Origin of the sequence: Streptomyces phytophilus (assembly GCF_013870535.1) — a bacterium.
Lineage (GTDB): Bacteria > Actinomycetota > Actinomycetes > Streptomycetales > Streptomycetaceae > Streptomyces > Streptomyces phytophilus.
Window position 1 is genome coordinate 1 of sequence record NZ_JACBXC010000749.1, and the last position, 2,991, is coordinate 2,991.

Annotated in this window: 2 protein-coding genes; one reads left to right on the forward strand and one right to left on the reverse strand. The window is 73.6% G+C overall.

The genetic code is table 11. The features are described from left to right. Window positions 1-134: 134 nt before the first annotated feature. The gene (locus tag H5J30_RS24605; RefSeq protein WP_181789547.1) at window positions 135-842 is read left to right on the forward strand and encodes a response regulator; all 708 of its coding nucleotides are present in this window, start codon (window positions 135-137) and stop codon (window positions 840-842) included. Here the strand turns inward: H5J30_RS24605 and H5J30_RS24610 are convergent. Next, on the reverse strand, window positions 826-2,991 hold a 2,166-nt coding region (locus H5J30_RS24610), incomplete at its 5' end, for a family 20 glycosylhydrolase (protein WP_181789548.1). The genes H5J30_RS24605 and H5J30_RS24610 overlap by 17 nt on opposite strands.

Here is a 2,991-nt window from a genome sequence, read left to right on the forward strand (position 1 = left end):
GCGATGCTGGGCGGCGAACTGGCCACCGGCACCACCCCGGACGGCGGCTACGAGGTCACCGCGATACTGCCCGCGACACCGGCGGCGCCCGCGCCGCACAGCACGCCCGCCACCACGAACGGTGAGGACACCCCGTGACGAACATCCGCGTCCTGATCGCAGACGACCAGGTCATGGTGCGCCAGGGCTTCACCGTGCTGCTCGACGCGGAGCCCGGCATCGAGGTCGTCGGCCAGGCGGTGGACGGCACCGACGCCGTCGCGCAGGCCGCCGAACTGCGCCCGGACGTCGTGCTGATGGACATCCGGATGCCGGGCCTCGGCGGCATCGAGGCCACCCGCCGCCTCACCGAGCCGCCGGACGCGGCCGTCCGGGTGCTGATCCTGACGACCTTCGACCTCGACGAATACGTGTACGAGGCGCTGCGCGCGGGCGCGTCCGGGTTCCTCCTCAAGGACGCCTCCGCTGCCGAACTGGCCCGCGCCGTACGGATCGTCGCCACCGGCGACGCCCTGCTCGCCCCCGCCGTGACCAGGCGCCTCATCGCCGAGTTCGCCCGCCTGACCCGCACCCCGCGGGCCCCGCTCAAGGACCGCGTGGGCGGCCTGACGGAACGCGAGACCGAGGTGCTGAGCCTGATCGCGCAGGGCCTGTCGAACGCGGAGATCGCCGAGCGGCTGGTGGTGGCGGAGCAGACGGTGAAGACCCACGTGGGCCGGATCCTGACGAAGCTGTCCCTGCGCGACCGCACCCAGGCAGCGGTCTTCGCCTACGAGACGGGCCTCGTCCGCCCGTCCGGCGGCCGGCCGCCGGACGGGCGGGGCGTCAGCGGGGGGTGGTGACGGTGAACGTGGTGGTGGCCTCGGTGTTCGGGGCGGTGATGCGAACCGTGCCGCGGTAGGTGCCGGGGCGCCGGTAGCGGTGTGCGGCCTCGATCCGGTAGACGCCGTTGATCCTGCGGTCGCCCGCGGCGTCGCCCGTGACCGTGGCGGGGCTCGTGGTGCCGTCGCCCCAGTCGACCGTCGCGGTGACCTCGGCCGGTGCGACGCCGGGCAGTGCCAGGCTCGCCACCGCGCCGTCGACGGTGCCGTCCCGGCCGGTGCGCCAGTCGGTGCCGACCGCCGCGGCCTCCCAGCGCACCCCCGGGTCCGCCCAGAAGTTCCGGCCGGCGAACTGCCAGCGCGCGCCCTGCACTCCCGTTCTGGCCACCACGCCCTCGGCGTCCTCGGTGGCCTCGGCGGGCGACCACGCCTTCTCCAGGATCGCCGGGAGCCTGGGGAACACCTGGTACTGCACGTCGGGAAGGCCCCGCAGCATCCGCTCACCCCAGATCGGCGCCTCGATGCCGACGATGTCGTCGTTGTCGAGCCCGTAGTCGCGCTGCACCTTGGCGCCCGTCCAGCCGTCGGTGAGGTCGAACGGGTTCCAGGAGTACGAACGCCGGGTGTCGTACGTGGGGTAGGGGTAGTCCAGGTACGTCTGCTGGGTCGGGGAGAGCAGCACCGGGCGGCGGGGGTGGAACCACTCCCGTGACATCTCCCGGCTCTGGTCCTGCCAGTAGTGGTGGACCGTCTCGGTGTCGAGGCCCACTCCGCAGCTGGGGGACCAGCCGATCATGGTCTTCCCGTGGCCGCGGGCGATGCCCTCGACCCGGCGCAGGAACCGTACGTACTGGTCGTGCGGCATGTCCGACTCGTCGGCCCCCAGGTGGACGTAGGGGGAGGGGAAGAGCGCGGCGACCTCGCGGAGGACGTCGTCGACGAACGCGTAGGTGGTCTCCAGATCCGCCAGGTACCCGCCGGCGCCGCTCAGTTGCGGGTACGCGGTCCTGGCCGCCGTCGTGTGCGAGGGCATCTCGATCTCGGGGATGATCTGCACGTGCCGGTCCGCGGCGTACCGTACGACGTCCCGGATCTGGTCCTTGGTGTAGAAACCGGTCCGCCCGCCGGGCATGGACATGCCCCCGCCGACCTCGGTGAGCCGGGGCCAGGAGTCGATCCGGACCCGCCAGCCCTGGTCGTCGGTCAGGTGCCAGTGCAGCACGTTCCCCTTGGACTGGACGAGCCCGTCGATGAGTTGCCTGACCTCGGGGACCTCCAGGAAGTTCCGGGCCGGGTCGATCATCAGCCCGCGGTGGGCGAACCGGGGGTGGTCGCTGATCTCGGTCGCCTCGACGGTCCACGGGCCGGGCCGGACCTCGTCGCTCTCGATCCACGGGGGCAGCAGCTGGCGGAGCGTCTGGACGCCGTTGAGCAGGCCGTGCGGGTTCGCCGCCGCGATCCGCAGCCCGTTGCCGCCGGCGGTCAGGGTGTAGCCCTCGGCGACGGCCAGCCGCGCCCGGGACGGGGCGTGGGAGCGGCCGAGCAGCAGCGTGATGTCGCCGTCGCGGGCCTGCCCGCCGCCAACCACGGGCAGCGGGTAGCCGGTCGCCGGGCGCAGGTGGCCGGCGAGGAGCCGGGCGACGTCACGGGCGCGCCGGTCGGCGGCGACGATCCGGCTGCGCCGGCCGAGTACGAAGGGGCGGGCGTCCGGCCGCGAGGTCTGCGCGACCGGGGCCGGGATCACCCGGCCCGCGGGGAGGCCGACGCCGGGGCGCGGGCCGTTCCAGACCTCCATGGCGAAGATCGAGTACCCCCAGCCGGTGGCCACGGCGACGCCCTGCATCCGCACGTAGCGAACGGCGGTGGTGAGGCCGAGTTCGAGGACTTCCCGGCCGCCCGGGGCGTCGGGGACGTCGAGGGCGGTACGCCAGGTCTCGCCGTCGTCGGAGACGTGGATCTGGTAGTGGGCGGCGCGGGCGGTCTCCCAGTGGATCACCACGTGGTGCACCGGGGCGGGCTCGGCGAGTTCGATCTGCACCCACTCGCGGCCGGGGTCGGGGTGGCCGTTCTCGGGCGAGTCGGAACCCCACCGGGTGCTCAGGTCGCCGTCGTTGACGTGCTCGGCGGCGAACCTCTCCGGGTCGAGGTCGTAGACGCTGGACGCGGTCGC